20 protein-coding genes are annotated in these 24,974 nt (G+C 66.6%); 5 read left to right on the forward strand and 15 right to left on the reverse strand.

Features of this window, described 5'->3' with window-relative positions; genetic code table 11:
• Positions 1–12: 12 nt before the first annotated feature.
• The 11 genes from EU513_RS13930 to EU513_RS13980 form a co-directional block, all read right to left on the reverse strand.
• Positions 13–1,914: a hypothetical protein gene (locus tag EU513_RS13930; protein ID WP_129626940.1), complete on the reverse strand. Its 1,902-nt coding sequence runs from the start codon at positions 1,912–1,914 to the stop codon at positions 13–15.
• On the reverse strand, positions 1,911–2,654 hold the full coding sequence (locus EU513_RS13935) for a DUF4913 domain-containing protein (protein ID WP_168990291.1): 744 nt from the start codon (positions 2,652–2,654) through the stop codon (positions 1,911–1,913). Before EU513_RS13935 ends, EU513_RS13930 begins: the two co-directional genes overlap by 4 nt.
• A 140-nt stretch (positions 2,655–2,794) precedes the next feature.
• Positions 2,795–4,588: a type IV secretory system conjugative DNA transfer family protein gene (locus tag EU513_RS13940; RefSeq protein WP_129626944.1), complete on the reverse strand. Its 1,794-nt coding sequence runs from the start codon at positions 4,586–4,588 to the stop codon at positions 2,795–2,797.
• The gene (locus tag EU513_RS13945; RefSeq protein WP_129626946.1) at positions 4,588–5,931 is read right to left on the reverse strand and encodes a toprim domain-containing protein; all 1,344 of its coding nucleotides are present in this window, start codon (positions 5,929–5,931) and stop codon (positions 4,588–4,590) included. Before EU513_RS13945 ends, EU513_RS13940 begins: the two co-directional genes overlap by 1 nt.
• Entirely contained in the window at positions 5,928–7,559 is a 1,632-nt protein-coding gene (locus tag EU513_RS13950; protein WP_129626948.1) for a hypothetical protein, read from the reverse strand. The genes EU513_RS13945 and EU513_RS13950 overlap by 4 nt, the downstream gene beginning before the upstream one ends.
• A gap of 27 nt (positions 7,560–7,586) precedes the next feature.
• Positions 7,587–9,101, reverse strand: coding sequence for an SCO6880 family protein (locus EU513_RS13955; protein ID WP_129626950.1), 1,515 nt, complete (start codon positions 9,099–9,101; stop codon positions 7,587–7,589).
• Positions 9,102–9,136: 35 nt separating this feature from the next.
• Positions 9,137–11,044 (reverse strand): hypothetical protein, encoded by a 1,908-nt coding sequence (locus EU513_RS13960; protein ID WP_129626952.1) that lies wholly within the window; start codon positions 11,042–11,044, stop codon positions 9,137–9,139.
• Positions 11,041–11,835 carry a hypothetical protein gene (locus EU513_RS13965; protein ID WP_129626954.1) on the reverse strand — a complete coding sequence of 265 codons (795 nt, stop codon included), beginning with the start codon at positions 11,833–11,835 and terminating at the stop codon, positions 11,041–11,043. The genes EU513_RS13960 and EU513_RS13965 overlap by 4 nt, the downstream gene beginning before the upstream one ends.
• Before the next feature lie 44 nt (positions 11,836–11,879).
• Positions 11,880–12,362 (reverse strand): hypothetical protein, encoded by a 483-nt coding sequence (locus EU513_RS13970; RefSeq protein WP_129626956.1) that lies wholly within the window; start codon positions 12,360–12,362, stop codon positions 11,880–11,882.
• 10 nt (positions 12,363–12,372) lie between these two features.
• Positions 12,373–13,023: a DUF6668 family protein gene (locus EU513_RS13975; protein WP_129626958.1), complete on the reverse strand. Its 651-nt coding sequence runs from the start codon at positions 13,021–13,023 to the stop codon at positions 12,373–12,375.
• Positions 13,020–14,705 carry a M23 family metallopeptidase gene (locus EU513_RS13980; RefSeq protein ID WP_129626960.1) on the reverse strand — a complete coding sequence of 562 codons (1,686 nt, stop codon included), beginning with the start codon at positions 14,703–14,705 and terminating at the stop codon, positions 13,020–13,022. The genes EU513_RS13975 and EU513_RS13980 overlap by 4 nt, the downstream gene beginning before the upstream one ends.
• Before the next feature lie 21 nt (positions 14,706–14,726).
• Between EU513_RS13980 and EU513_RS13985 the strand changes: the two genes are divergently transcribed.
• The 3 genes from EU513_RS13985 to EU513_RS13995 all read left to right on the forward strand — a co-directional run bounded on the left by EU513_RS13985 (position 14,727) and on the right by EU513_RS13995 (position 16,954).
• Positions 14,727–15,179, forward strand: a complete 453-nt coding sequence (locus tag EU513_RS13985) for a hypothetical protein (RefSeq protein ID WP_129626962.1) — start codon at positions 14,727–14,729, stop codon at positions 15,177–15,179.
• A 149-nt stretch (positions 15,180–15,328) separates the two neighbouring features.
• Positions 15,329–15,778, forward strand: coding sequence for a hypothetical protein (locus EU513_RS13990; protein ID WP_129626965.1), 450 nt, complete (start codon positions 15,329–15,331; stop codon positions 15,776–15,778).
• Between the two features lie 774 nt (positions 15,779–16,552).
• Entirely contained in the window at positions 16,553–16,954 is a 402-nt protein-coding gene (locus EU513_RS13995) for a hypothetical protein (protein ID WP_129626967.1), read from the forward strand.
• 103 nt (positions 16,955–17,057) lie between these two features.
• Here the strand turns inward: EU513_RS13995 and EU513_RS14000 are convergent, their stop codons facing one another.
• The 4 genes from EU513_RS14000 to EU513_RS16005 all read right to left on the reverse strand — a co-directional run bounded on the left by EU513_RS14000 (position 17,058) and on the right by EU513_RS16005 (position 21,692).
• Positions 17,058–17,432 carry a hypothetical protein gene (locus tag EU513_RS14000; protein WP_129626969.1) on the reverse strand — a complete coding sequence of 125 codons (375 nt, stop codon included), beginning with the start codon at positions 17,430–17,432 and terminating at the stop codon, positions 17,058–17,060.
• A gap of 1,145 nt (positions 17,433–18,577) precedes the next feature.
• A complete protein-coding gene (locus EU513_RS14005; protein WP_129626971.1) occupies positions 18,578–19,846 on the reverse strand; it encodes an MFS transporter in 1,269 nt (422 codons plus the stop codon).
• The gene (locus tag EU513_RS14010) at positions 19,843–20,433 is read right to left on the reverse strand and encodes a helix-turn-helix domain-containing protein (protein ID WP_168990292.1); all 591 of its coding nucleotides are present in this window, start codon (positions 20,431–20,433) and stop codon (positions 19,843–19,845) included. Before EU513_RS14010 ends, EU513_RS14005 begins: the two co-directional genes overlap by 4 nt.
• A 1,091-nt stretch (positions 20,434–21,524) precedes the next feature.
• Complete coding sequence (locus tag EU513_RS16005) at positions 21,525–21,692, reverse strand: hypothetical protein (RefSeq protein ID WP_168990293.1); 168 nt, start codon at positions 21,690–21,692, stop codon at positions 21,525–21,527.
• A 390-nt stretch (positions 21,693–22,082) separates the two neighbouring features.
• On the opposite strand from EU513_RS16005, the gene EU513_RS14015 reads away from it, so the two are divergent.
• Both EU513_RS14015 and EU513_RS14020 read left to right on the forward strand, forming a co-directional pair.
• On the forward strand, positions 22,083–22,697 hold the full coding sequence (locus EU513_RS14015; protein ID WP_129626975.1) for a hypothetical protein: 615 nt from the start codon (positions 22,083–22,085) through the stop codon (positions 22,695–22,697).
• 823 nt (positions 22,698–23,520) lie between these two features.
• Positions 23,521–24,951, forward strand: coding sequence for a ParB N-terminal domain-containing protein (locus EU513_RS14020; protein ID WP_129626977.1), 1,431 nt, complete (start codon positions 23,521–23,523; stop codon positions 24,949–24,951).
• Positions 24,952–24,974: the final 23 nt, after the last annotated feature.

Here is a 24,974-nt window from a genome sequence, read left to right on the forward strand (position 1 = left end):
TTACGAACGAACTTACCTGCTGACGCCTCGTTCTGCGCCCCGCCCGACCGACGGGTTCCGGGTCGTGCGCGCCTTCCGCTTCTTCGTCGACTTCGTGGACTTCCCAACGGCCGCGGCCGTCGATTGGGAGAACCCGTGTGACGACGTCACCACTGCGTCGCGCGCCTCACTGGTGACGCCAGCTGCGGTGAAGTCGGATTCCTCCGCCCGGTCATACGGCGCCTCGAACTCATCAGCGACCTCGGCCGCGGTGTCGTGGCCTCGCTCTTGCTCGTGCCAGCGGTCCGCGTCGGTCTCGGCGTTGACCTCATCACTGCGCGCCTGGCCGGCCCGATGCTCCGCTGCCTCGACCACGTCCGAGTCGGTCGACGACGCTGCGACCCCGAGGGCCGCCGCCCGTTCCGACCGAGCCGCGGCCGCGTCGAGTTGGTCGCCGTGCTCAGCTGCCCGATCGGCGGCCACGTCCATCACGAACGCGGCCGATCGGCCAGTCCTTTCAGCGTTCAGCCACTCCTGCGGTGTCTGCCCGGTGCGGTTGATGAAACTACGTTCCAGTTCGTCGGCGGCCATCGCGTCAGTGGGGTGCATGACGCCCAATGTCTTTGCGGTCCACCACGTTTGGGCCATCTCGGCCTCCGCGACCGGACCGGTCTCGAAGCCTTGCGCGTACCGGGCACTGTACGTCTGCCGCATCTCGTTCACGGTGCGCGAGTTCAGGTCCTGCACGGTCAGCGTGAAGATCTCCGGGTCCATCCCTGCCGCGGCCATCCGTTCCTGGTGGTCGAAGGCCTCCAACGCGCCACGTTCGTCGACGCCGTCACGCCACGCGGTGTCGATCGCGTCGGTGCGTGCCTGTCCCTCAAGGCCGGCCAGGTCGACACCGACGTGCCGCGCCCATTCCTGGCGTAGCGACGCGTCGGGGATCTGCCCGGCGTCGCGCAGCTCCCGCATGTCGGCGGTGAGGGAACCGGCCTCGTTGGCGCGGTCGGGATCGTGCAGCGTGTAGTACGACGGTGCCGTGGCCTGCGCCAGCAAACGTGCTTCGTCCAGGTCCATGCCCGGCCGTGACTGCGTCCACGCATCATCCAGCGCCTTCTGCTGGGTCGGTGTGGGTGCCACGCCGGCGGCAGGGTCGAGGTCGGGTTGCCCGATGTACCGCGCCCATTCCCGGGTCAAGGTCTCGTGCGACAGCATCCCGTCTTTGAGCCAGGCCTGGTGGTCGTCGACCAACGCACGGGCGGCCGCCTGGTCGACCTGGCCATCCGGTCCGGTCAGTCGAGCTTGGTCGTGGCGGCTGTAATAGGCCGGCGCATCCGCGCCGGCCCACTCGACCGCGGCCGCCACTTGCTCGGCTCCCACCGGTGGCGCGTCGGTCTGGTCTGGGGTGCGTTCTGCTGCAGCGGGTTTCGTCGCAACGCGTTCCAGGATCGCGGACGGTTCCTGCTTGAACTGTTTGACGATCGCGGCCCGGATGATCTGTTCAGCTTCGCGGGCGGTGGGGTCCTGCTGTGACCAATACTTGGCGATCTCCCACGCCTTCGCGGCCTGCTCCGGGGTCGCCTTCTCCATCGTGTACCCGTTGGTGAACGGCCGGTACACGATCCGCGACGCATCGCGCTCGTCGAGCCATTCCCGCTCGAGAGCGCGGACCTGGTCACGTTCGAACGTGGCCAGATCACGTGCCGCGGACTGCTGCTCACGCTCGAACTTCTCGGCCTGGCGGGTGTTCTCCCGAGCCCATTCACGGGCGGCACGGTCCTGTTCGGCAGCGACCTGCTGCTGAGCGCGCACCTGGTCGGCCGCGGCACGATCCTTCTCGGCCGAGCGGTGCGCTCGACGTTCCACGAACTGGCCGGCAGCCATGAGCGCCATCCGCAACACCTGATCGAGTTCGCGTCCAATTTCTTCGGTCATTGCGCCTGCTCCTGTTGTCCTGGAAGGGTCGTGAAGTGTGCGTTCTCGCTCTGCTTGAACAGTCCTGCAGGTGCGGCGGCCGCCGGCCACATCGGCTGCGGGCGGTGCGTCCCGGCCACCGGATCGCACTGTGCGAACGTGCCGGAATCGCTGGTCAGGGCGGCCATGTGCACATCGATGTGGTCACGCCACAGCACCGACAAAGACGGCGGCGGCTCCAGGCGCATCGCCTCGAACGCCTCCCACAACACGGTCAGCCGCACGATCGCTTCACTGTGCAACCACCACGAACGGCACCAGTTGATCTCCTTGGGTCGCTTGTGACGCCAGTTCGGCAGCACGTACCCCTCCACGAACAGCGGCAGCGACGCGAACCGCAGCACAACCGCGTCCTGGTCGGGATCATCCTGGCCAGCATCGGCGCCGGCTGCCGTCGACGTCATCGCCGCCAGCCGCGCCCGCCGATCGTCGTACTCGTCCAGGTCTGCCCGGGCGATCTCCACAGTGGCGCCCGCTTGGTCGATTTGCGCGTCCAGGATCTCTGCCCGCGCTGCGTGACGGTGGCGATCCTCCCCGGCCGCTTCGGCTCGCTGCTGCAAACGGTCGAGGTCCTGGACCCGTTGGTCCAGGTCGCCGCTGCTGGCGGCTTCCAGCTCCGCACCGAGCGCGTCGACCTGCTCGCCGGCGACGTCGGCGCGGCGTAACGCTTCGGACCGTTTCAGATCCAGCTCCCGCACCACGGCCTCAGCGGTCCTGAGCTTCTGCTCAAGTCGCACCCTCGCCGGGTCCGTCCTGGGCCGCACAGGCTCCTCACGCGTCGGGGCTGCTGCCGTGTCCGTCCCAACCGTGCTGGGACCGCTCACGGGTGTCAGGTGCCGTTTCATGCGCTCTCCTTCGCAGGCAGCCAAGCGACCGGTCGCTCACCCTCACTGGCTGGCTTCTCCCGATCCGGCATATAGACCGCCCGGGAGGTGGTGACCTTTTCGTTGAGGTCCGGGTCGGTGGACCAGTGCTGCATCGCGACCACGATGGGTTTGGCACCGGACACGTGCAGGATGCAGCGGCCGGTGTCCAACGAAACGAGCTCTGACACTGGAACGATCTGCTCGCTGTGCGGGCTGTCGCTGGTCGTGGCGCCGCCGCGGCCGCGGGAGCGTGACTTCTGCATGAAGTGCCGCGCGCCGATCATCTCCACGATCGCCGGCAAGAACTTCTCATCGCGGATGCCTCGGCCGATCAGCAACGCGTTGCAGGAGGACAGGATCTGGCGCCACCCGTTGACGCCCCAGCATTCTTCGGGCTGCGCGGGGTTCTGGAAGTAGGTGCTGACGATGATGCCCAGGCCGCCGTAGAAGGTGAACTTGTCCGGCAGGCCCGGGATGCGGCACACGTTCGCGGCCTCGTCGAGCTCCAGCACCAACGGCACCTGCAACCGGCCACCCTGCAGCGCCGCCACTTCTTCTCCGGCGCGCATCACTGATTGCGTCAATGCACCCACGATCGCGCGGCCACCGGATCCGCCCTGACCTTTGGAAAGCAAGTAGAGGGTGTCGGTGGACCGGACGAACGCAGCCGCGTCGAACCGTCGGCGCCGCTCACCAGGACCGTCGGAGACGACCCACCGGGCGATCTCCGGCGACTTCATGAACGAGATCCACTCCTGCGCGCCGGCATACACACCGTCGCGCTGCTTGGAGGTCAGATCCATCTTGGCCTGGATATCGGTTGCCACCAGTCCGTACCCGTGCCGGGTTAACACCTCGAACGGGCTCTCGTGGTCGCCACTCAGGCCCGGGTCGGCTGTCCAGGCGTACACCTGCGTGTACTCCAGGCCTTCCAGCGCCGCGGCCAACTGCAGCCCGGCGAGCAAGGCCCTGGAGGCTGAGTTGAAGTAGGCGTCGGTGCGGGCGTCCGCGCTCATCACCGCGGCCGAGAGGACGTCGACGAGTTCTTCGGAGCGGGAGTAGCTGGTGACATCGCTCAGGATCGGCCAGTACCAATCGCTGCCACCATCGGGAAGGCCCGGCTGCACCTTCTCCCGCACGATGCCCTGCAGGTCCAGGGTCCAGGCCGTCCCGATCATTTCGCGCCCAACCTTGGTGTCGTAGACCAGGTCGGGACGGACCGACGTCGCCACGACCGGGCCGGGTGCGGCCAGGATGCGCGGCACCGCCAAACAGGACGTTTTGCCGCCGCGGGTGCCGACGACGCACGCCATTGACCATTCCCACAGCGAGTACATGACGGCTCGGCCCACGATCGACTTCCCCAGCGGCAGGCCAGGCGTCGTCAGTCCCAACCGTTCCGCGTCTTTGGTCGCGGCCCGCTGTGCGTACGGGGCAATGTCGCGGCGGGTCGACATGTATTTGGCTTTCCGGTCGATCCGTGCCCGGGACTTGTCCCACTGCCACCACCGCCAGCCGCCGTAGCCGGCGGCCGCGACGATAGCCACGGCCTCGAGGATCAGCACCACTGTCGCGGCGGTCGACCAGCCGGTCTGTCCGTCGACCAGGGCTTTGATCCACCCGATCGGCGACCCGTGGCCATGACCGGTGACCGCAGCCGCGCACCAGGTGGCCACCGCCGCGGCCACGACCACACCGAGCGCGGCCGCAGCAACACCGGCCAGGATCGCGTCGTTCTGTGTCGTGTCTTGCCGTGCTGGATCTCGCATCACACACCCCTGCCGTAGTCGGCGACCGGCTGCCCGTACTCGCGGGGTCGCTGGGCGGCGTCAGCGGTCGGTGCCGCGCCGGGTCGGGCTGCGGCCCGGATCTGATCGGTCATGCTCGCCTGGCCAGCATCCGCGGCCGCGACGGCGGCGAGGGCCTCCGCGCTCAGGTTGTCGCCCAACTGCGTTGCGGCAGCGCGTGGTTCACGCTCCACCGCGACAGCTGAGGCCGGCGCCGCTCGCTCAGGAAAGGCCGGGTCCGCTCCCCCGATCGTCTCCGCCAACGCGTCGCGGACGTCCTGCAGGTCGGCACCGGTCATGGCGGCGATGATCGAGGCATCCGGCGCCCAATACGCCGGGTGGCTCTGTGCCGCAACCCGCAACGCATCCTCCGGGCGGCCGGCCTCGACCGCGTCGATGATCAACACCTGGCCGGCTCGCTGCGAATCCCGTAGCAGCGCCGAGACCGCCCCGGCGCCTGCGGTCTCCCGCAGTGATGCTGGGTCTTGCCCCTCTGGTAGCCGCACCATGCGCGGATCCAACCCGGCCCGGGTGCAGATCTCGAACGCGCGGCCAGCAGCCTTCATCCCTTCGGCGTCACCGTCGAACACGAGTGTCACCTCGGCGTCGAGACTGGCCAACAGGTCGGCCTGGCCCTCGGTGAACCCGGTGCCCAGGCAACCGGCACCCACCACCGCGCCGCCGGTGTCGAGGGTGATGGCTTGCGCGTCGGCTGGTCCCTCCACCACCGCGATCTGCCCGCCGCGTGGCAGCGGTAGAGTCGAGTACAGCAGTTCGTCCTTGTGGAACAGCTCGGTTTGGCGGGTGTTGATGTAGCGGGCTCCGCTGTCCGCACCAGGTGCTTCCCGGCCGACGAACCCGGCGATCCGGCCGGTGTCGTCATGGATCGGGAACACCAACCGGTCGCGCATGAGCGCGACGGTGTTGCCCTTGCTGGTGTGGAACCCCAACCCGGTCTCGAGGATGGTTTGTTCGTCGACCCCATTGCGTTGCAGGTGGTCGACCAGGTCGCGCCACGAGTCCGGCGCATACCCGGGCCGGACGCCCCGGTCACCGGTCAGGTCGACGTCCATCCGACCGGCCAGGTAGGGCTGCGCCCACGACCCGACGAACTGGTCCTGGAACCATTGGGCGGCCATCTCGTTGGCGGCGTACAACCGCCCGGCCAGGTCCGGTTCCAACCACTGCCGATCTGCGGCCCGCCGCACCTGCCGCTCCACCGCTTCGTCGGCGCGGTGCTGCGCGTCGGTCTGCCAAGCCGCGATCGCCGCTTCGGTCAGCGCGTCGCTAGTCAGTGCGTTGGTGCTCAAGTCGGTGTCGCTCATCGCAGGCTCCGCTCGTCGTACATGCGCGCGGCCCGCAACTCATCCCAGGAGCTGTTGGTGTCGTTGACCTCTTTGACCACCGGGGACAGGTTCGCCCGGAACGCGACACCGGGTGACCGGCCCACCTTCAGCAAGAACTTCCCTCGCCCGGGCGGTTCACCTTCTTGGCTGGTGTCCGGGTCCACCGCTGGCTGGTCGGTCCACCCCACGAGCTGGTCCTGCTCCGTCTTGGACATGTCGAAGACGGTCACCAGGTTGCCCATTTCCTTACGCGACAACCCGCCCATCACGACCAGGGGCGATTTCTCCACGAACCCCCACGCCAGCGTCGTCAGCTGCGGGTCCGGCAGGCGCAGGTCTTCCATCGTGTGTGTGCAGAAGATCGCCCCGAGCTTCAACGTGCGGATCAACCGGATCATCACGTCCAGGTACTTCGCGATCACCGGCAACGCCTTCAGCGGTCGGTGCAGTTCGTCTCCGACCAGCAGATAGGTGCGGTCCTCGATGACACCGGCACCGGCCAGGTACTTCGCGGCCGCGACGGTCGACGACAGCAGCGACCAGGTCGCCAACTGTGCCGCGCCCATCAGCTCGTCTGCGCCTTGCGGGATGGAGGACAGGTCCATATCGACCGGACGGGTCAGGTCCAGCTCGAAACTGGACTGCCCGGCGAACGTCGAGCCGAACGGCCCATCACCGCCCAGGGCTGCCAGCGACCGCAGCAGCCCTTCGGACAGGTCGTCGTATCGGTTGTCGTCGCCGCGGTCATAGGCGACCTGGCGAAGGCGCGGGTGCCGCGCGGCCACCACGGCGACCAGGTCTTCCAGGACCGGGATCCCGTCATGCTCTTGGTCCAGGACGTCGATCCCGGCCGCGAGCAGCGTCTTTTCGGTGTCTGCCAACGGTTTTCCACGCACGATCTCCAGGAGTCCCTGCGTGAGGTTGATCCGGGAGTTGCGGATCATCGCCAGGCATTCCAGCAGTTCTTTGTCCGGCAAGTCCCCGATGTACCGGGCCATCGGTCCGGGGTCGAGCGGGTTGATGGTGCCCGCTCCTGGGCCCACCTCGATGCGGTACCCGCCGATTGAGTCGATGACCGGGCCGAAGTCGGTACCCGGGCGGATGTCGCTCATGATGATCGGAGTGATGCCCCAGTTGGGCATGATCGACACCATCTGACGAATCAGGGACGTCTTGCCCAGTGCAGGCAGCCCCAGCACGAACATGATCGGTGACAGCAACCGGTTGGCCAGGAACCAACTGATCGGGTCGCAGCTGACCCGTTCGGCGGCCGGGGTGAGGGTGCGGCCGATCGGGACACCGACACTGGGCAGACCGCCACTGATCCCGAACGGGTAGAACGCCCCGTTCACCTGCACCGAGGTTCCGCGGATCTCCGGCGGCGGTTCCCGCCAGAACGTGCGGCCACCCCCGGGGCCGGTCCAGCCTCGCTCTCCCGGCTCGGACCCGGCCGCGTCCCACGGGTTCAACAACATCTTGGTCTGCTGCTTGCGCCGCTGCGCACGCTCGCGCTTGTCGAGTTCTTGGCTGGTCGGGCCCGCCCCGGCCCATCGCCCCACGGTGACCCGTGCTGCCTCGTGCTGGTCTCGTTCCAGAAGGTCAGTCATCACTGGCTCCTCAACAGTTCGTCTGGTTTACAGGGCGTCGCGGACGACGTCGGGCAGCTTGGTTTCGCGGGCGACCACCAGGCCGATGGGCGTCGAGGCCATCGCCGCGACGGTCTGTGACCCGTACGCGACGCGGTGACCCAGCCGGCGACGATCCAGCAACCCTTCGATGGTGTTGCTGGAGAACTCCAGCTCTTCATCGGAGAAGGCCGTTGCGGTGACGATCATCGAGAACCGCTGCAGCAGGGCACCGGCTGATTCCTCGTCCTCGGTCTTCAGCGCAGCCGTCAGTTCGTCGCGCTGCCGGGACGTCACACGCTCGTTCTTGGAGGCACCGAACGAGGCCGACTTCACCTGAGCTTCGGCGGCCTGCGCGGACTTCACTGCTTCCTCCGGACGGAACAGGACCGCGACCCGCTTGCGCTGAACCTCCGCGTGCGGAGCAAGTAGCGGGTCCAACGCCTCATCGGTCTGCTCACCACGCGCCGGGCTGAGCATCACCCACGACCGCGACACCGCGCCGTCGTGCTCCCACCGGTCGTAATGCTCCAGCGCGAGCATGGGGCCGGCGTCGCGCCAGTCCAGCCCGGTCCCGCGTCGAGTCTGACGGGCCTCGTCGATCGCGGCCTCGGCTGAGGGGTTGACCATCCCGTGCACGGTGTCGATGAGTTCCTGCGCGTCGCAGAACCGAGCCGTTTCGCCGGCCCCCGTGGTCCGGATGTCACCCAGGATGAACGGCAGTCGGCCGGACAGGTACGTGCGCATCTGTTCCTCGGTGCGCGGCTTGGAACCCAACGTGCGACGCGCATCGAAGGTGATCGTGACCCACACACGGGTCATCGGTTCCCAGTCGTCCTCCCCCGCCAGAGCCTGCTCCAACGCGATCCGGGAAAACTCCGGTGCACCCTCGACCAGGCCACGGGTGGCGCTGGCCCGCTGACGCCGACCCGCGCCGGGGACGGTCTCCACGATCACCGACGCACCCGCGACCCGCTCCAGGCCCAGGGAGGCCAGGAAGCCACCCCACGTCGCGACCAGGCGGTCGATCGTTTCCTGATCACGCCCGGCACGACCCGGAGGCATGCACCGCACCGCGACCGTCCACAGCTTCGACTTGGGCCACTCGATCACCCCAACCGGGTCACCCAGGTTCGTCTCCCACTCGTGCAGCACCGTCTGTGCAGCCATACCCGGCAGCCGGGTCCGACCATCCGGGGTGCGACCCGTAGGGCCCTGCACCAACGCGGTCTCCCCACGACGCCGCGCGGCGCTGAACGCCCTACGTCGCGCGAGCCGGTGGGCCCGTGACCCCTTGCGTGAGGGCCACACCAACGGGATCTCGACCAGCAACACGAACGCCGCCAGCGCCAGCATCGGCCACCACAGTTTGAAGAACATCAACGGCACCAGCAGGAACGTCGACAAACCCACGACGGCGCTCTCACCCGGTGAGGTCTTGAACAATCCAGGCCAGCCCGGCTTGCGGAAGTTGCCGTACCGGATCCGCTCCTTGGTCCCGGTCACTTCATCAGCGGTCGTCATCATCTACTCCTTGAAGTTCGAAAAGGGGGCCGGTGTCAGTGGCCGGGAGGGATCAGTCGGTCCGAGGACGACATGCGTCGACCCGCCTCACCAGCCCCGCGCGCCCACGACGGCAAAGCCATCTGGTCCCGCCGCGACGGCGACACCTGCCCGCCTGGGCGGGTCGGTATCGGACGGGTCGTTCCACCCCGGCCCTGGCCGTAGGCCGGCGACCCGGACGGTCGCCACGACGACCCGGACGCCGATCCGCCGGACTGTGCCTGCAGTGACGGCCGCGGTGGCGCGGACGGTGCCGGTGGCGCGGACGGTGCCGGTGGCGCAGCCGGTGCCGGGTTCGTCCCGCCGCCGCCCTTGCTGACGCCCCCGGGGAACGAGTACGCACTCCGCACCCCAGCAGGCGCAGAACCGAACCCGGCCCCGCTTCCTACCCCGCTGCTCGCCCCGGCACCGGCACCTGCACCGGAGCGAACGGTGCTCGTCGAACCGTTCGTCGCACCGGTCTGGCTCTTGGGTGCGCTCTGACCGTGCCCACCCGTTGCCATAGCAGCCGGTGCAGCAGGGATCGGTGAAGACGACTGCGGCGTCGACACATTCGTGCCTGTGTTCGCCCCCGTCGTCTTCGTGACCGGACCGCCGACCGATCCCCACCCACCCGTCCCGGAGTCGGACGGGATCGCGTTGGACGCCCCCTTCGACAACCCCGGATCGCTCAAACCCTGAGCACCACCAGCAAGGCCGCCACCCGAGCCGCCACTCGAGCCGCCACCCATGAGAGCTGCGGCCTGCCGGCTGCCCGGTGCGGATCTCATTCCACCGCTCTGGCTTTGGTTTCCACCGCCGCCGGTCTGTCCGGTGCTACTGGCCGTCTGTGACATCCGGCCCGTGGTCGACTTCACCGCCGAGCCCTGCGCGGCCCTCGACGAACCACCTCTGGCCGCACCCGCCTTTCCCATCGTCACGACCGCCGACCCGGCAGCGAGCCCCGCTCCCGCGGCCGCACCACCGGAGAACGCGTTCGAGGTCGTGGCAGCAGCTAACGGGACGATGAACCGGATCACGGCCGGCAGCGCGATCGCCGCCATCAGCACGGTCATGAACCCGTACATCGTGTTCATGAACGCGTCCTTGGACGGTGCACCGTCGGTGCCGTTGCCGTAGATCAACATGAACCCCAGCGCGTAAATCGCCGCCGCCGCCGGCTTGTAGATCAAGAAGGAGATCAACAAACCGATCACCTTCTTGGCGCGGACCCGCCCCTCATCACTGGCTGCGGTCGCGGCCGCGAAGTGCATCCACAGCACCAGCAACATGATCAGCGGTCCCCGCATCAGCATGAACATCAACTGCATCAGCGAGGAGAGGATGGCCAGCAACGCCAGGATGAACCACACCGCAAGTGACTGATTCGACGACATCGCGTCGTTCACGCTGACCAACCCCGACAGGGACTTGTTCTTCCCCGTGGTGGCCAGCAGCGACTCCGACAGGGCCGAAGTCGCGGCCAGTCCGGCCTGGACCGCTCCAGCAAGCCCGAGCTGCACCGCCACCACCATCAGCACTGACATGGCGGCCTCGCTGAACGGTCGGGCCGAGACCTGCCGGATCGCTCGCACACAGCACACGACGACCGAAACCAGGCTGCAGACCGCCACCCACCCCGACAACTGATCGGACAGCAGCTGCATCGGCCCGATCATCGCGCCGTCAGGCTTGGTCACATCCGTGATCTGCGGATCCGGGAACTTCATCCAGAACGTCGACAGCTTCTCCAGGAGCATCACCATGCCCTCAAGGAAGCCCTTAACGATCTTCTCCCAAGCACCATCGGTCACCGCGTCGACCGCTTTGCCTGCACCCTTGCTCAGGATGCAGGCGGGCAGACTCAATGCGCACCCGGCGACGTCTCCGAGATCAGGTACTGCGGCACTCTGAGCGGGCATCATGATGCGGCTCCCCAGCGAGTCAGGGTCGCCAGCGAGTCCAGTGGTGCTGGGTCAGGACCGGAGTTGGCACCGTCCATTTTCCAGTCCCCACCGGTCCACACAATGCGCGGCGAGATCAGAGTCCACGTGTTCGGGCGCGAACTGACCGAGATCGCCAGTTCGATCTGTGCCGCGTCCGGGCTCCACGCCAAGACTCGGTAGCCGGCGATGCTGAACTGGATCGACGTGTCCGTCGTACCTGGGTCCTGCAGCGTTTGATCCCGGTCAGCACCAGGTGTCATCTGCTGCGTAGCCACCTGTCGTGCGATCGCAGGCGACTGCATAAACCCAAGGAACACGTTTGCAGCGAACGCGACCGCGCCGCGTGGGGAGCGGTCAAAGCAGCGCCGGACCCCGTCGGGTTGCTTCACCTTCGGACCGGACTCGGTCAGCGGCGCAATCGTCTGGCCGGCGATCTCCCAGGTGGTCTTCCACGCGACGGTGCCCGCCGGCACCGTGTCTTCCTTCGGTGTCGGGCATGTCCCCGCCGGAGCGGGTTCGCTGGTGGCGGTGGTCGGGGCCTGCGTCGAGGGTGCCGCTGTGTTTGGTGGTGCCGAGGGGGTCACGGTGACGGTCGTCTCGCTCGTGGCCGTGTCGTCTGCGCCGCGACCGAACACAAAGACCGCGATCATCGCCACCACGACCAGGAACATCACTGGAACCGCGAACAGCGGCCACCCGGCACCACGCATCCCCCACGGTCGCGGATCGTCCACACGCGGTCCGCTATCCGCGTTCTTCTTGTTAAACATGTTTGACCTCCTCGGTCACCAAACAGGTTGCGGTGCAGGGTTTTTCAGAACGCGAGGACCGAGCCGAACCAGGTGCTGATCGTTCCGAGCAGAGCGGCACCGACCAGAGCGATACCGATCGCCTTCATGCCCTCGTACACGCCGTGCCGGACGGCGCCGATGATCAGCCACACCGCGCCCGCGATGACTGCACCCAGCGCGGCAAGCCCACCGCCGAACAGTGCCCAGCCGATGAGGGTGTTGACCGCGTTCAGCCACGGCGGCTCCTGCGGGGTGACCGAAGGGACGCCTTGCAGGAATGAACCGACCAGGACCGCGGCGCTGGAGATGATCGCGCCCGCGACAAAGCCGATGAAGATCAGCTTTCCGCCCTCGAACGCGCCTCGACGGAAGGCGCCGACGATCATCCAGATCACGCCACAGACCACGCCGAGCATCACCGCCATGCCAGCGGTGTAGAGACCCCACCCGAGGTAGGTCATGAACCGGTCGATACCGGGGATTGCGACTGCGTCAGGAACTTCCATGATGTTCTCCTTACAAAGAGGTGTATGTGCGATGAATGCTTTTGATAGACAGGCGAGTTCGCCACGACAGCGGAAGATCTGGTGAGGGGGACGTGGCCATCCGGAGGTCTTCGGACCACGGGATCCGCCACAACCTCGGCAGCACCCCTGACGCGCCGGGAGCGGCCTTCTTCATGGCCCTTGGCTGTTGTGGGGCGTCGTCGACCAGCACGACACCCAGCACCGTTGCGGCGGGCAACTGGCCGGTGTGCCAGGCATGCGCGAACGCCTTGACCGCTGCCAGGCCCGCGCCACGGGTGGTGGCCACCACCACGCACGGGCCCTCGATCGCCGTCGACGGATCCCACCGGCCCGCGTCGACCACCTCGCAGCCCGCTTCGGCGAGCAGGATCGTCAGCGTCGACGCACCCGCTCCCCCATGCAAACCCCAGACCTGCAACGGCCCGGTCGTCAGCGGTGCCGCTGACTGGTTCGCGTGCAGCGGTGCCCGCGGACCGGGCTCGACAACCCGCTCACCCAGAATCAGCGGGTCGGGCTCAGCGACCGGCTGCAGCGCTTCGCTCTCCATTTCGACCTCGGCCCGGGTGAACGGGTTGCTCACCAGTTGAGCCGGCTGCCTCCTCTGCTTCTCGGATTCCGGAGTCGCCTTCAACAACTTCATGCCTTCACTCCCCTCTGCTCACGCGACCAGCGGTGAGCCTCGATTCCTGCGATGAAGCGCAGCGGGTTCTGACCCGCCGCAACCTTGGTGTCGCCCGCTGGGTCACTGGACGGGCCTTCGGGGCACGGACCGGCCAGCCCGCTGCCACCCGACACCGGCAGCTGCCGCAACAGCTCCGGGTTCGCGGTCAACGCGGCCACCATCTGCACCGCATCCGCCCAGAACGCGCCGTGATAGTTCGCGTCCGCGTTGCGCTGCACCCGATTCGCCGCCAGCGTCGGCGGCATCGAGGCGTAGTCGAACGTCCGCAGCACCTTCAAGAAGTTCTGCGCGGAGATGTACGGGGTCATCCGGTCCGCGTAACTGCCCCACGCACCGTTGTCTCGCTGCTGGAACAGACCCCTGGAGTCCGGACCAGCCGCGTCCCCACGGTCGAGCACCTGGAGCGACGACTCACCCATCGCCGTCATCACCGCGATGGTGATCGCCTTGGCGTCCAGGCGCATGTCCAAGCCGGCCTTGATGATCTGGGCCGCGTTCGCGACCTGCTCACGCCCGTAGGGACCCACCGACTTCGGCATCCACGACGCCCAGGCCGCGGTGCCCTGACCCTGCTTCGTTAGCTGCCCTCCGGCACCCTCCAGGTTCACCGGGCGAACCGCGCCCTGCGCGCCGTGCAGCGAAACGTGTACGTGATCCTTGTGGTTCTGAGTGACCGATCCCCGGTCAGCCATCGGGGTCCATCCCGAACCGGGACGCTCAGCGCGCCAGACGCGCTGATACCAGATGATGTAGCGCACCCCGAGCGCCCCGGCGTTGTCCTGCAGGTACTTGGCAACCTTGTCGCCGGTGGCCTTCCCGTTCGGGATGTCGTTGGTCATGAAATCCAAAGCCAGCCCGGCCTGATGACCCTGCGGGTCATAGTTCGGGCCCGACGTCGGCGGCGGGCGGTACCCGCCAACCGTCTTGATGTTGAACATCGGCCCGACCCGGTTCGCCACAGACACCGTCTGTGGCTGAACCTTCCCCAGCCCGACGTACTGCGTCGACCCGCCCGGACCCGATTGAGCCGGGGGTGCCGCAGCCGCCGGGGCACCCGTCACGCGGCCACCCACCGCCGGCAGGGTCACCCCGTGCTGAGCCATCCACGGCCGCGGATCAGTCGCTTTCCCGCCCACGAAGATCCCGAAATGCAGATGAACACCGTTGACGTTGCCCGTTGCACCCTCGGTGCCAATCAACCGGCCGGGCCACACGGTGTCACCGACCTTGACCTTGGCCGACCCGGCCACCAGGTGGTTGTAATCCATCCGGGTTCCCGATCCGACGTCGACCTGAACCTGATGCCCCGAGTAGCGGTCGTCGCGGACCGTCACCACCCGGCCTGCCATCGCGGCCACGATCTGCGTCCCGTTGCCGGCGATGTCGATCCCGGGATGCAGCATGTACGTGCCCTTAAGGATCCCACCCGGGTTCACTCGCATCCCGAAGTCGCTCGTCACCACGCCAGGGCCCACCATCGGCAGCCGCACCGGACCCGTTGCGGTGCCACCCCAGGCCGCGAGGGCGGGGTCGCACACCGCTGACGTCTCGTCCTCGTCAACGCCAGGCGCCACAAGGACCGCGATCAACAGCACCAAGCCCAGGAAACCGGCCACGACACCGGCCACGATCTTGTTCATCAATGCATCCCCTGCGGCAAGGTGAAGCCCTCCACCAGCCAGGACGTGCTCGGGCCACCAGGAGCAGCAGGCACCAGGTTGACCACGACATTCCCCTGCGCGGTCGGCACCATCACCGGAAACACCCCTGTGGTCGACCCCTCAGGCACCCGTTGTGGCTCACCCGAGATCCGCAACGCCGGCACATTCGCCGGGTCCGTCCACTGGATCAGTGACCGTCCCCGCGGCGTCATCAACGGGTTCAACGCGCCCCGCCACGCCTTCTCCCCCACCGTGGGACGAGCCCACAGCTCGACAAACCGTTTCGCGGCCGCCCGCAAGGCCCGCTCACTGTCGGCAGGCAGCGAACCCGGCCCGTGGGTGGCCGGCGGAGTCGTCTGCCACTCACCCTCCTCATCACGAGGAACAGCACTCGACGACGACAACGACGACGAAGCCGGCGAAGAAGACGACGAGTTCAGCTCCCCTGCGTGAGTGGTCGCGGTCGAGGGAGTCGGAACCGACACCGGACTTGATGCCGTCACCGTCACCGTCCGGGTCTCACCGGACGGGGCCGTGTCGTCGCCGCACCCGGTCAGGCACGCCCAGGCGACCGCGCCGATCAGGAGCCCCGGAACGCATCGGTGAATCCGACGAACTGCGTTGCTCACTTCGCACCACTGCCCTTCGAAGTCGACGAGGACGAGCTCGTTGACGAACTCGAACGCGAAGCCGTCGAGGACGGCCGAACCGAGGAAGAGGGGGTCTGTGCCGTCGCCGACCGCCCAGAGGGGAGGGAGGAGGTGGCCGTCGACGACGGCACAGACGAAGGCGACGACGCACTACCAGCACCACCAGGAAGGACAGTGCGCGTCGCGTACAAACGGGTCTCGGACCCCACCGAGGCGGGAATGAACGAGACACCGGAAATCTGGGCCGCAGGAACACCCACGTCGACCCCGGACGGAGCATCCACACTCCACAAGGTGCGCCCCTGCGCATCCACGACGACCGAGGAACCACTGGCCTGCCCGAAGACCTGCTCATCAAGAACGCGAGTCGTGAGCCACCCCTTCGGCAACACCCGCGCCTGACCCGAGGCAAGATCCACCAGGTAGTCCTCGATGACCGCCAACCGGCCCCCCGGTGACACCACTGCCTTCCCCGACACCGTCGAGGCTGACCATCCAGACCCCACCCCAGTTCCCCCAGGAACGCGGGCCGTCATCACCGGCCTGGTCGGCGCACTCACACGGAACCGCTGCACCACCAGCTCCTTAGCCGGCGACTCCCAGCCGTACAAGAAACCATCCGGCGTCAGACCAAGCACACCCGCCGGCTTCGCGCCCTTGTCGGGAGCCGCCAACCGGGCCGCGGCCGGAGCCACCCGCCCATCGGTCACCGACCACACCTGACCCGACCGGTCAGCCACCACCGCAGCCTCACCGTGCGCGCCCACCACGGACGCTCCAGCCGGAACAACACGCGGCACCCACCGGCCAGCCTGGTCAATCAGGACCGTCGTTTTCGATACCTGGACCGCCACACCCGAACCCAGCAACAGCGGTCGTTCACCATTTCCCAGCGTGCGCGAGGCCCGCGTACGACCTCGAGCATCCAAGACGCGAACCTGCGACGACGAGATGACCACGACCCCATCACCAGACGGCCACAACGAGGTCCCCGATGCATCAACACGGACCGACCACACCTGAGCGCCGTTATCGGCCCGCAAACACCGCACCGCGCTATCGCGCCCGGAACGCATCACCGTCGCGACACACGAACCCAGGGCGACAGCCGGCGACGACGTCGACGACGCACCCAGTGATCCAGCCCCACTGTTCGCCAGGGCATCCGATGACCACATGGCGACCATCTGCTCCCCCGAAGGAGACAGCACCGGCAGCTGGGTCGCCGTAGCAGACGGTGCAGCAACCGTCACCGTTCGCACCGTCCTCGTCGACGGCTCCGAGTCAGACATCCGCGACCCCACGATCGCCGCAGCCCCACCCACGGGAATGACCAACACACCCGTCAGGAGAGCGACCAAACCGGCCTTCTGGCGTCGCGACACAGCCGACCGCGTCACAACCGGTGCGTCCCACACCTCGCCCGACGCGTCCACCACCAGCGACCACACCGAACCGCCACTCGAAGCCCGCACCCGGACGGCCTTCACAACACCCTCACGCGCCGCAGCAGACTCCGCTGCAAGACGAACAATCGCCGACGCCGGCTCCTCCCCCTCAGCCAGGTCCACACGATGACCCTGGAACCACGCCACCCCCTCCTCATCGACCTCAGCCGACAAGACCGGAAAAGCAGGCACACTCGGGCACTGTCTCGATTCGGAGGACTTCGGTTGCTTCCTCACGCCAAAGCTCCGAACAAGCGCGTTTCGGCACGCCTGCTTGGCGAACTGTTTTCGGTGATCTGCAGCCAATCCTTCAAGCTGCGGGCGTGCTCGCAGCGAAGCACCGCAGCGCTCCAGCCATCAAGGTCGACAAAAGCCAAACGGTCAGCCTTTTCCTGCCAATGCCGGGACGACTCTCCTAACCCCGCGATGAGATCGCGGCGGGTCGCTCCCTGGACCGTGAGGCCACTGCCTTCCACCGTCACAGACGTAGGGGACCCCAGCCGCATCAACGCCAGAGCATGCGCGGCAACCTCGCGGGCCACCTCGACATAGATCCCCGGCATCCCAAGACACATCGACCAACTGGGTAGATCGGGCGTGTGCGGCATGTTGTGCCTCCCTCGTAGCTCCGTCGCCGGCACACTCTGCGTACAGGTGTACCCCCTGCCGTTCGTTGCAAGAGTACACCTGTACGCCCGCAGTGCAAGCGGCTTCCTCTTCTGAACTGCGATCCGTAAGGGACTTGACTACTTGTCCAACTCGGGAACAGCAGGTAGGCCTAAGCTCGGGTCACCCAAACTCCTTTTGAGTGAGCCAGAACCAGAGGAAGGAAACCGTGGCGGATGGCTAACCGCGCCGGATCACAGGACCTTCCCGGGCTTGCTGAGAATCTCCAGTGGTTGATGGACCACCTGCCGGACCCTGCCGGTGCGCGGTGGACGTACGTGGCGTTAGCCCACTCCTGCGCTGCACGGGGTGCGGAGATTTCACCAGCAGCCCTTCGACATTACGCGTCCGGCCGAAGAAAGGCCCCGCCAGCCAAGCTTCTGTTCGTTCTATCAGACGTTCTTGGAGTAGATCCCCGCTTCTTCTGGTCCGAGGCTGACCGAATCAAGCGCGAGATCGATCAGCTTGTGAAGCAGCGGCGTACTACTCAGGCGGCAGGCGAGTCCGCGTAACCGTACGCGAGCAAACGCGCGGCTAGGTCAGGATTGACTCCCACGATGCCAAGCTGGGCCAGTTCTTCGCGGCTGTGCGGCTCAGCGGCTAGGTGATCGCATGTCGCGACGCCGTCAGAATGTGTCTCAATCACGCTCTGATCCCCCATCGCGCGCCTCCCCTTCGGACCCTTCCGAGCTTGTGCCCGATGACGGCCATCAAACCTGCTCGACGCCGGGCATGGAAGGTGTCGCGGCGACTCTTGAACAAGGTTTTACTATCCACAATATTGGATAGTGGCTGCGGTATCCTCGCGCCATGCACCTGCCGGCATTCACCGACCGATTCAATGCACTCCTCGGGGCGAGTGAGGATCTTTCCGACCAGCAGTCACCTCGCCCGTGGGGACTCTTGCCCCTCCGGGCAGCTATGGCCCGACAGGGTTTCAAGCTCTCCCGCGGCCAGCTGTCGAACCTGCGGGCTGGAGTCACAAAGAACCCGTCTGGCTATGTTCTGCTCGCCATTTCCTCAACGCTCTCGGTCGACGTTCGGGTCTTCTTTGATGAGGGCATATTTGCCGACGAGCTTCGCCGGCTCACGTTCGAGCGGGATGCTCGTCGTGGTCACGAGCTCTAACTGTCGCAAGTGCGAGGACACTGACGCCGGCTAGCACGCATGTCATGACCAAGCCAGCTCTCGGGACATCGAGGACGGCCGTGAGCGCACCGTAGATCGCGAAGCCCACGGGGATACCGCCGAAGATAGCCGCCTGTCGCAGGGAAGTAACGAACCCTAGATGCTCGCTGGGTGTTGCAGTTGTGATGTAAGCGATGAAGGTCTGAGCGGCGAAGGACAACATCACGCCTCCAGCGAACGCGGAAGCTGTCACCTGCCACGGCTCGGTGGAGACCGCCAGTGCAGCGAATGCCACACAGGCAGCAAGCATGACCAGCAGGCCAGCGCGAAGGCGATCAGAACGTCGACGAGCTGCGCGGGAGTAGAGAAAAGCGCCCAGGGCAGCGCCTAGGGAGAAACCGAGGGTAGCGATTCCAAAGACTGTCCCTGACCAACCGAATTCCTTTGCTTTCAGTGGAATTCCGGCGATCAGGGGCGCCGTGCTAGCCATATTCCCCAGCATGAACACCCCGAGAAGCGAGCTGATTGCGCGGTCAGACCGCACTATGTGGATGCCTTCGGCTAGTTGGTGTCGAAATGCTCGCGGCCGGTGTCCGAGCCCTTCGACGGTCTCACCCTCTACCCGCTTGATCGTTCCCGCCCGGATCACAACGCCAAGCAGCGCCCGAGCCAAGAGGAGCAAGGCCAGCATCGACCACCCGACCGTTCCTCCAGCCAGAACGACCAAGGACCCAGCGACTGGTGCCGCCGCGACCTCGACGACCTGGGTGGTCCACCCGATGGTGGCGGTCAGTTGCTCTTGTTCCTCTTGCTCGGTCACAACAAGGCCGCGTAGTCCGTCGATTGCCGGCATGTGCAACGCATCGACTAGACCGAACACCAGGGTCACCGCTATCAGAGGAACTAGTCGGGTGTCTGGGTCCATGAGAAGGACGGCACCGAAGCCAGCCGCGAGGAGAATCCGCACTGTCAGTGTCCACTTGGCTGTGCTGAGGAGCCCCAACCTATCTCCCAGCAAGCCGCCAGCGACCAGCAAGATTGCGCGAGGAACACTCTCCAGGCCAAGCAGCGCCGCAGTGACCCATGCACTGCTAGTCGAGTGAACGATTACCCAGGCCAGTGCTACGAAGAAGATGGCAGATGCGGCTGTGTCGACCACGAAGGCAGCGATGTAGGGGCGCACGCCGGGGCGGCGGTGCCAGACCACGGGCTCTACGGCTGTACTCAACGAGGAATCCCTAAGTCCACTGGGAAGCCGGCGAGCGTGACAAAGATGTGCTGAGTCTCATTGTCGCCTGAACCCCGGTTCTGCGACGCCTTTTTTGCCCGCTCAAGCACCTCGGCTAGCTCTGTATCAAGGCGCTGCAACTCCTCGGCTGTCAGCTGGAGCTGATAGTCGCGGCCGATTGCAGCGTCCGCCCACTCATCCCGCCATTCACCATCACGAACCTGGTCATCAAACGCCCTCATCCGCGAGATTCGGTGATAGGTGGTGGCGCGCTCCAGGGCGCGAATCGCTGCCGTCATCTCTGGATCGGTCGTCATACTTTCATCCCAAGCAGCTTGAGGCCGATGCCCGATGGGCACTTCCTCCCACACCGTCCGAGTACGGTCCCGTTCGCCGACCACGCGAATGATCTCAGCCTCTTCAAGAGTGCGCAGATGATGAGCCAATGACCGACTGCTAGTGACCTTCATCAACTCGGCTGTCGTCAGTTGTCGCCGGTAGCGCAAGGCTTCGACAATCTGTAGCCGAGTCGGGTCTGACAGCGCACGAAACCGAAGCTGTAGGTGGTCTCGGGGGGTCGTGGTCACGGCGTAGACCCTAGTCATGTCTATCGAAGGCCCGCTAGGATCAGGGCTGAAACCGCTGTGACAAGGAGAACGGAGGTGGGGCCCGTGAGGAAGGTCGTTGCAGCACTCATGCTCGCGGCTGCGGTGCTTTCGCCGATCGTGACGAGCGGCGATGCGGCATCGGGATCAGTCGAAGCTGCTCGATGCACCATGTGCTGACTCCCGTAATCTGACGGGCCATCATCCACGAAAGGTGATGGCCCATCGCTTTTCGCTCAGAAGGTACACCTGTACTCTAAGTCGTAGGGTAGAGGTGGCTGCGAGGCATCGCGACACGCCAAGCATGTGAGTTCCAGACTCCCGCTTCCCTGCATGCAAGGATGCCAAACAACGTTTCGAGGATTCTGAAGGAGGAAACATGCCGACTCCAGCCGCCGCGCACCGCAGTTCTGAGCGTGGCCACACGGTCGCGTTCCGACTCTCGAAGGCAGACCGGGACGAGCTGAAGCGACGTGCCGCGGAGTGCGGAGTCAGCGTCCAGGCGTACCTCGAGTGGAAAGCCCTCGACCGCGTAGCTCCACGTGACCTTCCTCCGGGTCCGGTGCATCAACGGGAGTTGCCTTTGACCGGATGAGGCTTCGCGGCAGTGCCGCGACATGACGAAGGCCCCCGTTACCGCGGGAGCCCTCGTAAGCGAAACCGAGTTAGCGCTCGGCCTCTATGTACACCTACTCGCCAGAGAGGTGGGTTGTCTGCTGCCCACGATACCCCCTACCCATTTTCCGGTAAAGCCAACGCGGCACCGTGTTTCTCGACGAGTGCCGGAACCGTTGCTGCCGGCTGCGCGCGCCTCGACGGTGGCCGCGATTGCGACGCGTGCCCGTCGTCCTGCAGCTCCCCCGGTGTCCGGTGTTGGCCCGGGTTCGCTTCCGCGTCGTGCTCGCCGTCGGCTGCCGGTGTGGTCGAGCAGATCGTCCTACATCGACTTGGTGCAGGCCCTCGCGGGCACTCCCGAGTTGCGCGCGGCGTGCCGCCGGCACGAGATCGCGGTGACCACCTGGTGCGCAGTGATGACGTCAGCTGCGATGCACGCGGACGGCGGCACCGGCGAGCTACGGGCGGAAAAGGCGGTCGTGGCGGCCGACTGCAGTCGCGAGGCGAAGACCGTTCAACGTTCTCTGGCGATCGCCGCCGAGTTCGGGATCGCTCTCGAGCTGTACCGCGGCCGCGAGCTCGGTCGAGACGAGCGCATGGCCCTTGCGGCCGAGTTCGGACGCCACCCGCAACGCGGGATCCCTTCGGTGTGGCAGCTCGCCTACATCCCCCCGACGATCAGCCGCCGGTTCACCCGACTCACCCGCCACCACGCCGGCCGCTGGATTATCTACCTCGGTAGCCACGCCGCCGCGGTCGCGACTGACTCACCAGGTCTTCGTCCACCTTCCCCCTTAGGGGCAGCTTTTCGAGTAACCAACCTTCAACTTCTCAACCTTCACGGCCACAGACCGGCCGCAAGCGGCCGACGAAAGGACGCGGCTTCGCCGCGCCCATCCCCCAGGAAGAGAGCCGACCCCCGCCGGAGGGCCGCGACGGCCCGTCTGGCCGCTCAGGTAGCCGCAGGACTGCCCTGGCTGGCCGGAGAACCGCTATCGAGGCTTACCCCGGCCCTGATGCGGTTCGCCACCGCGAACACACCGTGGACAGGCGCTGACGTGCTCGCTGCCCTCGCCGACCAAGCGCTGCGGCGGGGCCACCGTCTAGTCGACCTCGACCCCCACCTGATCCAGACCCGCCCCGCAGTCGTGCTGGCCGGCCTGCTGCGCGACCTCGACGTCGAGGCCGACCACCCCGGTCTGGCCGAACTCGACGCTATGCGCCGGCACGGAGAACCCGACACTCACTACACGCATTACACCCAGCACATCCCGCCGCATGAGTGCGACCAGGGATGGGTAACCGTCGTCGACGAGCACGGCCACGAAGCGGTGGCCCGCTGCATCGGCGGAGCAGCCTGCGCCCGCTCCCCGCACCACGACGACCACCAGGACCAAGGCGAAGGGTTCTCCGACACCATGCCCGCCGACCTCGCGGCCGAGCTCGATGAGCGACTACGCGGATCCCGTCCCAGCCGATCATTCACTCCGCTCACCATCGATCAGGCCCGCGCGCGGCTACGAGCCTTGCCGGACTGGGGCCGGGCACTGCTGGCGGCCGCGCCGGCGGACCTCACCGCTGACGAGGCCGCCGTTTGGGCCGCGGCTGAGTATGTGCGTCGGCTGAGCTGACCCCGGTTGTCGTCGACGAGACCGCGCAGTCTTACTCCGGTGCCGGGTCGTCTGACATCAACGTTGCCCGTGGTGTCACCGAGCGCCGAAGGCCCTGTTGGGATCTGCTGGCACGGGTCGTAGGTCCGCCGCGGGGACCCACCGTTGCATGATCACGGCCTCCTCCTCGGCTGCCTTGTCTGAATCCGCCGTCGACGAGACCACAACGACGATGACCAGCGCTTCCCACTGATAGCTGCGGCGCCTCCAGGCTGCGAGCAGTCCCTGCATGGGCGGCTCGAGCGGATGCGCCGGCCGCCCGAAATACCCCTTCCCTCCAGCCACCCACACGTGCCGCGTCAAGGCCGGTGTACGCCAGGTGCGCTCTGCTCGGGACTGCCCCACCGATCTATTCTATCGAACAGGTGTTCTAATCATCTCTTACAATTGAGGCCCGCCACGCCAGCCAAAGGCATGGTCGGCGGAACGCAAGCTCGGACACGCCCGCTGGGGCGTGACTGTGCTCAGCGGGGTGGTCGCGGCCTCCGGCCTCTGATCGACCACCCCGTCGCGGCCCGGCCTGACCGGGGCCGGGATGTCATCGCCACGATCTTCACTGGTCGACGCTCTTCGCTTCGCTCAGAGGCGGAGACCGCTACGCGGTCACTGCATTCGAGGAGGGGGGTCCGGCCGAATCGGGTTGACCTCGAACCCTCACCCACCAGCCCGAAAAACCCTGTCCACAATGCAAGAAAAACAAGAAAACCCCCAAATACACTAGATACATCTATTACACTAGACACATCAACACAACGGGGTACCACGCACAACCGAAAGGCACACCATGACCACCCAGGACGAAACCAGGCAGAACACCACTCAGGCCGTCTCGCCGGAGTTGGTAGAGGTCGACCCGACGACCGTCCAGATCGGTACGAACGTCCGCCTCGATGCGCGCCTGGACAAGGCGTTCGTGGCCTCGATCAAGGCGAGGGGGGTGCTGCTGCCCATCCGCGCCTACCGGAACGCTGACGGCGTGATCGTCGCCGTCGACGGTCAGCGGCGCACCCTGGCGGCGGTCGAGGCTGGCCTGGCCAGCATCCCGGCCTACGTGTCGGCCTCCCCTGAGGACGCCGAGCGGATCGTCGACCAGTTGGCTGCGAACGACCACCGGGCGGCGCTGACGGCAGGCGAGCACGCCGCCGCGTTCGAACAACTGGCGGGCTTTGGTCTGTCCGCCGCGCAGATCGCCAAGCGCACAGGCCACAAGCGCGCCCAGGTCGATGCCGGTCTGGTTGCGGTGGCGTCAGAGCAGGCGCGGGATGCGTTGAGCAAGCACGTCGACCTGACCATCGACCAAGCCGCAGGGCTGGCCGAGGTCGACGACGACCCGGACGACGTCGCGCGGCTGCTCGATGCGCTTCCCCGTGGACAGTTCGAGCACGAGTTGCAGCGCATCCGTGATGGTCGCGCCGAAGCCCAGGCCCGCGCACTACTCACCGACACGCTCACCGCCGCAGGTGTGACCGTGATCGACCGCCCGGGCTACGACGACCGCAGTTACGCTCAACTGAGCCACCTGAAAGGGGACAAGGGTGGCATCGACCCCACCGAGCACGCACAGTGTCCCGGTCACGCCGCCTACATCGTGCGCGGCTACGGCGACGATCTGGTCGAGTCGGTCTACGTGTGTACCAACTGGCGCAAGCATGGCCACCAGGACCGGTACGCCAGCACGAGCAGCAAGCCGAAGGCCGCCGACATGACCGAGTCCGAGCGCGAGGCCGCCAAGGCCGAGCGTCGGGACGTGATCGAGTCGAACAAGGCGTGGAAGTCGGCCGAAACCGTGCGCAGGCAGTGGGTCACCAAGTTCCTGACCCGCAAAACCGCGCCCAAGGGTGCCGCCGCATTCATCGCAACCGCGCTCTTTTACAACACCCAGGGTCTGAACGGGCACGGCGTCGAGAGCGTCGCCGAAACGTTCACCGGTCACCGGGGCGGCTACGCCGACGCCACCGCACAGAGCGCGATCGACAAGGCCACCGAAGGCCGCGCAACCGTCCTCGCCCTCGGGTACGCCCTGGCTGCCGCCGAAGCCGCGACCGGCACCCACTCGTGGCGCGAGGTCAACAAGCGCACAGCCTCCTACCTCACCTTCCTGGCCGACCAGGGCTACACCCTCTCCCCCGTCGAGGAACGCGCCGCAGGCGTCAAGAAGAAGCGGACGCGCACCGCAAAGCCCCAGGCCGACGACGGCCAAAGCGACGCCCAGTAAGCCGAGCACCGCCCGCCCCTGCA

The sequence above is a fragment of the Yimella sp. RIT 621 genome (assembly GCF_004146205.1).
Classification (GTDB): Bacteria; Actinomycetota; Actinomycetes; order Actinomycetales; family Dermatophilaceae; genus Yimella; species Yimella lutea.

Excerpts from the sequence above, each read along its gene's own strand:
- EU513_RS13970 (WP_129626956.1), bottom strand. The coding sequence starts at position 12,362 with ATGGAAGTTCCTGACGCAGTCGCAATCCCCGGTATCGACCGGTTCATG.
- EU513_RS13965 (WP_129626954.1), bottom strand. The coding sequence starts at position 11,835 with ATGTTTAACAAGAAGAACGCGGATAGCGGACCGCGTGTGGACGATCCG.
- EU513_RS14020 (WP_129626977.1), top strand. The coding sequence starts at position 23,521 with ATGACCACCCAGGACGAAACCAGGCAGAACACCACTCAGGCCGTCTCG.
- EU513_RS13945 (WP_129626946.1), bottom strand. The coding sequence starts at position 5,931 with ATGAGCGACACCGACTTGAGCACCAACGCACTGACTAGCGACGCGCTG.
- EU513_RS13950 (WP_129626948.1), bottom strand. The coding sequence starts at position 7,559 with ATGACTGACCTTCTGGAACGAGACCAGCACGAGGCAGCACGGGTCACC.
- EU513_RS13960 (WP_129626952.1), bottom strand. The coding sequence starts at position 11,044 with ATGATGCCCGCTCAGAGTGCCGCAGTACCTGATCTCGGAGACGTCGCC.
- EU513_RS14000 (WP_129626969.1), bottom strand. The coding sequence starts at position 17,432 with ATGCCGCACACGCCCGATCTACCCAGTTGGTCGATGTGTCTTGGGATG.
- EU513_RS13995 (WP_129626967.1), top strand. The coding sequence starts at position 16,553 with ATGGCGACCATCTGCTCCCCCGAAGGAGACAGCACCGGCAGCTGGGTC.
- EU513_RS13930 (WP_129626940.1), bottom strand. The coding sequence starts at position 1,914 with ATGACCGAAGAAATTGGACGCGAACTCGATCAGGTGTTGCGGATGGCG.
- EU513_RS13980 (WP_129626960.1), bottom strand. The coding sequence starts at position 14,705 with ATGAACAAGATCGTGGCCGGTGTCGTGGCCGGTTTCCTGGGCTTGGTG.
- EU513_RS13940 (WP_129626944.1), bottom strand. The coding sequence starts at position 4,588 with ATGCGAGATCCAGCACGGCAAGACACGACACAGAACGACGCGATCCTG.
- EU513_RS13955 (WP_129626950.1), bottom strand. The coding sequence starts at position 9,101 with ATGACGACCGCTGATGAAGTGACCGGGACCAAGGAGCGGATCCGGTAC.
- EU513_RS14015 (WP_129626975.1), top strand. The coding sequence starts at position 22,083 with ATGCGGTTCGCCACCGCGAACACACCGTGGACAGGCGCTGACGTGCTC.
- EU513_RS13975 (WP_129626958.1), bottom strand. The coding sequence starts at position 13,023 with ATGAAGTTGTTGAAGGCGACTCCGGAATCCGAGAAGCAGAGGAGGCAG.